At 61.5% G+C, this 6,290-nt stretch carries 7 protein-coding genes and 1 pseudogene; 6 read left to right on the top strand and 2 right to left on the bottom strand.

The genetic code is table 11. The features are described 5' to 3' along the window. Together WCA53_RS11875 and WCA53_RS11880 are read left to right on the top strand one after the other, a co-directional pair. The coding region (locus WCA53_RS11875; RefSeq protein ID WP_423909738.1) for a ribonuclease at positions 1 to 306 on the top strand (306 nt) is incomplete at its 5' end. Between the two features lie 121 nt (positions 307 to 427). Next, positions 428 to 676 (top strand): hypothetical protein, encoded by a 249-nt coding sequence (locus WCA53_RS11880; RefSeq protein WP_423909741.1) that lies wholly within the window; start codon positions 428 to 430, stop codon positions 674 to 676. On the opposite strand, the gene WCA53_RS11885 is transcribed toward WCA53_RS11880, so the two are convergent. After that, entirely contained in the window at positions 602 to 1,579 is a 978-nt protein-coding gene (locus WCA53_RS11885) for a LysR substrate-binding domain-containing protein (protein ID WP_423909744.1), read from the bottom strand. The genes WCA53_RS11880 and WCA53_RS11885 overlap by 75 nt on opposite strands. Before the next feature lie 179 nt (positions 1,580 to 1,758). On the opposite strand from WCA53_RS11885, the gene WCA53_RS11890 reads away from it, so the two are divergent. The 3 genes from WCA53_RS11890 to WCA53_RS11900 are packed head-to-tail and all read left to right on the top strand — an operon-like array spanning position 1,759 to position 4,689. Continuing rightward, entirely contained in the window at positions 1,759 to 2,919 is a 1,161-nt protein-coding gene (locus WCA53_RS11890) for a branched-chain amino acid ABC transporter substrate-binding protein (RefSeq protein ID WP_423909747.1), read from the top strand. Beyond that, a complete protein-coding gene (locus WCA53_RS11895; protein WP_423909752.1) occupies positions 2,916 to 3,452 on the top strand; it encodes an L-2-amino-thiazoline-4-carboxylic acid hydrolase in 537 nt (178 codons plus the stop codon). The genes WCA53_RS11890 and WCA53_RS11895 overlap by 4 nt, the downstream gene beginning before the upstream one ends. Then, positions 3,427 to 4,689, top strand: coding sequence for a Zn-dependent hydrolase (locus WCA53_RS11900; protein WP_423909756.1), 1,263 nt, complete (start codon positions 3,427 to 3,429; stop codon positions 4,687 to 4,689). Before WCA53_RS11895 ends, WCA53_RS11900 begins: the two co-directional genes overlap by 26 nt. A 3-nt stretch (positions 4,690 to 4,692) precedes the next feature. Here WCA53_RS11900 and WCA53_RS11905 read toward each other — a convergent pair. Then, positions 4,693 to 5,061 (bottom strand): annotated as a pseudogene (locus WCA53_RS11905) (aliphatic sulfonate ABC transporter substrate-binding protein); the annotation flags it as partial. A 551-nt stretch (positions 5,062 to 5,612) separates the two neighbouring features. On the opposite strand from WCA53_RS11905, the gene WCA53_RS11910 reads away from it, so the two are divergent. Next, on the top strand, positions 5,613 to 6,290 hold a 678-nt coding region (locus tag WCA53_RS11910), incomplete at its 3' end, for an MFS transporter (protein ID WP_423909760.1).

Consider the following 6,290-nt stretch of genomic DNA (forward strand, 5'->3'; position numbering starts at 1 on the left):
GCGCAGGAGCGGAGCGCGCCGGCCCCCATCACTAAGGCGCAGTTGCCGGCGGAAGCAGCCGAAACACTGCGACTGATCAAAGCGGGCGGCCCTTTCCCTTTTAGCGAGGACGGTGTCTTGTTCCGCAACAGCGCGGCATTGCTGCCGCAGCATCCGCGCGGTTATTACCACGCCTACATAGTTCGCACGCCTGGCGCGGCGGATCGCGGGCAGCGCCGCATCGTATGTGGTGGACCGCGCAGGCAGGCCGGCGACTGCTACTACACCGACGATTACTACGTCAGTTTCAAACGCATTGCACAATAACTTGAGCCAATTAAACGACGGAAATTTGATGTCGGACCGGGTTGGGCCAATGAAGCGGAAATCAGTTGCTGCCAGCCGCATGGCAAAATTGAACCCAAGGTCCGTGTCATGAGATTGCCCCATGTCCACTGAGCATGAATACTGGTTTCCGGCGAAACGCTACGGCTGGGGTTGGGGCTTCCCGTCGTGCTGGCAGGGGTGGACCGTGTTGGCCACGTACTTTGGGCTGCTTGGTTTGGGTATGCGACTTTTTCCTCCAGCCGGAGGGCCTTTCACTTTTGCCTTGTTTGTCGCGCTATTGAGCGTCGCTCTTGTGGCCGTGTGCTGGCTCAAGGGCGAGCCGCCTCGCTGGCGGTGGGGCAATGACTGAGCCCGCCTGCAGCGGCATGGTGCGGAGCAGCCAGTCCGCGAGGCGTCGGGTGCCATCCGGCAGATCGGAATTGACGCGCGTGCAGAGGTAATAATCGCGGCCATCGTCCAACGTCTCGTCCGACAGTTGGATCAGTGAGCCCGCAGCCAGTTCGCGTTGAATCAGCGGCGCTCGCAGCAGTGCCACACCGAGTCCCGCCTGGGTCGCACTCAGCGTCAGTTGCCCATCTTCAAATAGTGGCCCGACCGCACGCGTGACGTGCCGCACGCCCGCGCGATGCAGCCAGTTCACCCACGTGTTGCGATCTTCGTCATGGAGCAGGGGCAGGTCCGCCAGCGCCGCCACGGATTCAATCGGCCCATGGCGTTTTACAAACTCCGCGCTGCATACCGGCACCACCTCGCCCGACATGAGACGCGTGCTGCTGTAACCCGTCCACTCGCCGGCGCCGAAGCGAATCGAAAGGTCGGCGGCGTCGCTCAGATAATTGCGGTGATGCGCGTAGAGCACGTTCACATCGACGTCCTCGTTGGCCGCCAAAAAATCACGTAAGCGCGGAATGAACCAGCCGATCCCGAACAACGGGATCAGGCTGATCGTGACCTGTCGAAGCGCGGTTCGATTGCGCACCACGCCCGTTGCGCTGCGCAACACCGAAAACGCCGCGCTGATCGATCGATAGTAGTCACGGCCTTCGTCGGTCAACACGAGGTTGCGGCCCTGACGCAAGGTGAGCGGCGTCTGCACGAAGGTCTCGAGTAACTGCAACTGATGACTGACTGCGGAAGGCGTGATGGCGAGTTCGCGCGCTGCGACCGTGACCGAGCCGTGACGTGCGAAAGCCTCGAACGCGCGGACAGCGCGAAGCGGCGGATCATCGGCTAATTGTTCGATATTTTTCATGTCAGGAATTTTATCGCATGATCAATGAGACGGTATACAGCATTTAATACCCGTTTTTATGAGGGCGGATGGTTTGGCATAAGCTTCCGATAATTCTGTATTTGCCGATGGTGGGTGTAAATGTTTAATATTTCTCATAAGTAGTTTCCATAGACGTTTCGACCCTACACGCTCACAAAATGAAAAACAGCTTCAGGCCCCTCGCTCTCGCCCTTGCCTTGGGCACGATCGCGCCGCTATCCCACGCGGCTGGCGAACAAGTCATCCTCATTGGTCTGGCTGCGCCGCTGACGGGTCCGTCCGCGCGAATCGGCAAGGATCTGGAAAACGGCGCGCAGCTTGCCCTTGACGATGCCAACAGCAAACATCCGCTTCTCAACGGCAAACCGGTTCTCTACAAACTTGCGCCTGCGGACGACCGGTCCGACCCGCGCACTGCGGTGACGGTGGCTCAACAACTCGTCGATGAACACGTGATCGGCGTGGTCGGACACTGGAACACCGGTTGCAGCGTACCGGCAGCCCGGGTCTATCACGACGCAGGCATCCCGCAGATCGCACCGGCCTCAACGGGTCACCAATACACGCAGCAGGGCTTCAGCACTGCTTTGCGCATCATGGGCCACGACGACTCCAGCGGTGCCTACACTGGCGCATACGCGGTGAAAACGTTGAAGGCGAGACGCATTGCCGTAATCGACGACCGGACTTCATTCGGCTCGGGCTTGGCGACGCAGTTCATCAAGGGCGTGCAGGCGAACGGCGGCAGCATCGTGGACCGGGAGTACGTGGACGATACGACCACGGATTTCAGCGGCGTCCTCACCGCGATCAAGGCGAAGCAAGCCGACCTCGTGTTCTTCGGCGGGATCGATGCACAGGCCGCACCCCTATCGCGCCGCATGCGTCAGTTGCAGATCGAGGCGCCGCTTCTTGGCGCGGGCGGTTTCGTCAGCCAGACCTTCTTGCAACTCGCGGGTAAGGACGGCGAGGGCGTGACTGCCCTCGAACCGGGCCGGCCGCTGGATCTCATGCCGGGCGGCAAGGCGTTCGACGCCCAGTACCGCGCGAAGTATCACGCGCCGATCGAATTGCATGCGCCGTTCGCCTATGACGCGGCAGCGACGCTGATTGACGCGGTCCAACAGACGCAATCCACCGATCCCGCGAAGCTCGTCGCCGCTATCCATGCGATCGATCGCGCGGGCGTGACGGGTACGATCGCCTTCGACGCCGAAGGCAACCTGAAAGACCCGGCCTTCACGATCTATCAGGTGCGCGGCGACAAGTGGGCCGTGGTCGACGTGCTGGGTGGCACTGCAAAGGTGGCTAACCAGTGAGCGAGAAGAAGATCATTCCGGTTGCCTTGGCCAACGAGAATCCTGCTAAAGATGACCCGCTTGGCATCCTCGCGCGGCGGCGTATCGAAGCGGAAATCATCAAGCCGATCTACGAGATTCTCAAGCGTGACTTCGGCACCGAGCGCGCCCAGGCCGTCATAGGGGAAGCCGTGCGCGGAGCCGCCATCGACGCCGGCAAGCAGTTCGCCGCGCAGGAACCGAACGGCACGAGCGTGGCATCGTTCGTCGCCTTGCAGGTCTTGTGGGAGAAAGACGATGCGCTTGACGTCGAGGTGAAACAGGTCGATGCCGGGCATTACGACTACGACGTCACCCGCTGCCGCTATGCCGAGATGTATCACGCCATGGGTCTCGGTGAAATCGGTCATTTGCTGAGTTGCGCGCGCGACAGTCACTTCATCACGGGCTACGATCCACGGATCCATTTGACGCGTACGTCTACGCTCATGCAGGGCGGATCACGTTGTGATTTCCGCTATCGCATGCATGAGGAGGGCTCGCGTGATGACTGATTTGAGAGTCGATGGCGCGCGGCTGTGGGAGTCGCTCGAACGCATGGCGCAGATTGGCGCGACGCCAAAAGGCGGCGTGTGTCGCCTTGCGCTGACTGAGCTCGACCGTGAGTCGCGCGATCTGTTCATCGAGTGGGCGTGGGCGGCGGGATGTCAGGTGCGTATCGATCAGGTTGGCAACATCTTTGCTCGTCGCCCGGGTCGAGACGCTTGTGGTGCGCCCGTGCTCACCGGTTCGCATGCCGACTCGCAACCGACCGGTGGCAAGTACGACGGCATCTACGGCGTGCTCGGCGGCCTTGAAGTGGTGCGCGCGCTGAATGACGCGGGTATCGAAACCGAGCGGCCCATCGACGTCGTGATCTGGACCAACGAGGAAGGTTCGCGCTTCGCGCCCGCCATGATCGCGTCCGGCGTGTTCGCCGGTGTCTATACGCTCGAGCACGCGCTGTCACGCACGGACCGGGACGGCGTGACGCTCGGCAAGGCGTTGCAGAAGATCGGCTACGACGGCGCCGAAGCGGTAGGCGGATTCCCGGTCCACGCGGCCTATGAACTTCACATTGAGCAAGGCGCCATTCTGGAGCGCAGCGGTCACACCATTGGCGTGGTGACGGCGGGGCAAGGGCAGCGCTGGTACGAAGTGACGCTGACTGGCATCGATGCGCATGCGGGCACCACGCCGATGGATCTGCGCCGCGACGCATTGCTCGGCGCTGCCCGCATGATCGATTTCGTCGATACGCTGGGCCGCCTGCACGCGCCCTACGGCCGCGCGACGGTGGGCATGATCGAAGCTCGCCCGAATTCGCGCAACACGGTGCCCGGTGAGTGCTTCTTCACGATTGAGGTGCGTCATCCGGAGCCGGCTGTGCTCGACGAAATGAACGACGCGTTGCGGCAGGCGTTGAGCCGGATTGCCGGCGACATCGGCCTTGAGGAACGGATGCAGCAAATCTTCGACTACGCGCCGGTGCCGTTCGCGCCGCAGTGCATCGACGCGGTCCGGCAAGCAGCGATTGCACTTGATCTCTCTCATGCGGATATTGTTTCGGGAGCGGGACACGACGCATGCTACGTTGCCCGCGTCGCGCCCACTGGGATGATTTTCATCCCGTGTATAGGTGGGCTTAGCCACAACGAAGGGGAGGCTATCTCGCCGGCGTGGGCCGAGGCGGGCGCCAATGTCTTGTTGCATGCGGTGCTGACCAGCGCGGGGGTGGCCGGTGATAGTTAAATGGCGCAAGCCCGTTTCGATGATCCCCGCGTCGAGTCCCTGAATAGGCGCAAGCTGAGTCGCCCCAGCCTGGAAATTTTGCTTCACCCATTGACCTTCCTTACCCAGTTCTTCCAGAGCGATGGCGATCAGGTCCTTGCGCTTTTGCGCGAACTCGCGCTGACTTAGGAAGAACTGGTGATGGCTGGCCACGCCTTGGGCGTCTGCAATGAGACGTGCGTTGCTTTGTCCTTCCACGGCGGCAAGAAACGGGTCCCAGATGGCCCAGGCGTCGACGGCATGCTGTTCAAGCGCAGCGCGGGCGTCCGCCGGCGCCGGGTAGACCGGCTGGATATCGGTAAACTCCAGACCGTTCTTGCGCAGCAGCGCGACGCCACTGTGGGCGGCCAGACGGCACTCGGCGATAACACTCATCGTCGATCATCAGTTCGTGTCGTCCGACGACTCTAATCCATTCAATGCTCGAATTTGCACCAAAATTGCGCAAAGCATCCGAACGTATTAGACGAACATGCGACGGCACATCGCATCACATCACATGGAACGATGGATTCGCGCGGCGTTCGCGCTTACGCTTCAATCCTCGGCTGAAGGTTAAAACGATCCTTCGCTAATTCCGATACCGCCTCACACAGGGTGCGAGCCGAAAGCGAATAGGCCACTTTGGCTGCACGCGCAGACGGGCCCTCGGGACTTAGTCATCTCGGAGATTCGCCGGAGGCTGCAGGTCGCCGCGCATTCTCGTTGCACTACCCGCTTGTCTGGATTTGGCCGAAGCCTGATGTGACTCGTCATTGCAACGACGGTTGTCGATGAGGATTCCTGATCGTGTGAAGTATTTGTTGCGTGTAAGGTTCGCAACTGTTCCCTCGAAGGCCGCATGCCGCTGCACATGCTGGAAGAATCTAACCACGGAGAATGCCATGCGCGGCCTGCCCACCCCACCCCAAAGTCCACCAGCACCTCCTCTAGCGTCGCACGGCAAGATCATCATGATGGCGATCATCGCTGGCGCGGTGATCACCAACATCTATTGCACCCAGCCGATCCTGCCGTTGATCAAAGCGGGCTTTGGGGTCGACCTGGCGACGGTCGATCTCGTCGCCGCTGCGGCGCTGCTCGGCTTCGCAACCGGGCTTGGGTTGCTTCTGCCGCTTGGCGACCGCTTCGACCGGCGCAAGCTGGTGCTCGGTCAGATCGTATTCGCCTGCGTGTTCGGCATCGCGGCTGCGATATCGCCCAGCATCTGGGCGTTGATCGCGGCTTCCTTTGGCCTTGGCATCGTCAGTTGCGTGCCACAGCAACTCGTGCCGTTCGCGGCCGTCATGTCGTCGCCTCACCAGCGAGGGCGTAACGTCGGAACGGTCGTCAGCGGCATCATGGTCGGCATCCTGCTCGGTCGCACGATAGCAGGCGTGGTCGGCGCCGCTTATGGCTGGCGCGCGGTCTACGCGATGGAAGCGGCGTTCATGGTGCCGGTCTTTATCGCCGCGGCTATGCTTCTGCCGCAGGGTGTGCCCTCAACAAACCTTTCCTACGGACGCCTACTCGGTTCGCTCTGGCCACTGGCGCGGGACCATCGTCCGATTCGTGAATCGATG

The sequence above is a fragment of the Caballeronia sp. genome (assembly GCF_049581465.1).
Classification (GTDB): Bacteria; Pseudomonadota; Gammaproteobacteria; order Burkholderiales; family Burkholderiaceae; genus Caballeronia.

What these genes read in the sequence shown, in the direction of transcription:
- WCA53_RS11900 (WP_423909756.1), top strand. Translation starts at nt 3,427, where the DNA reads ATGAGGAGGGCTCGCGTGATGACTGATTTGAGAGTCGATGGCGCGCGG.
- WCA53_RS11885 (WP_423909744.1), bottom strand. Translation starts at nt 1,579, where the DNA reads ATGAAAAATATCGAACAATTAGCCGATGATCCGCCGCTTCGCGCTGTC.
- WCA53_RS11890 (WP_423909747.1), top strand. Translation starts at nt 1,759, where the DNA reads ATGAAAAACAGCTTCAGGCCCCTCGCTCTCGCCCTTGCCTTGGGCACG.
- WCA53_RS11880 (WP_423909741.1), top strand. Translation starts at nt 428, where the DNA reads ATGTCCACTGAGCATGAATACTGGTTTCCGGCGAAACGCTACGGCTGG.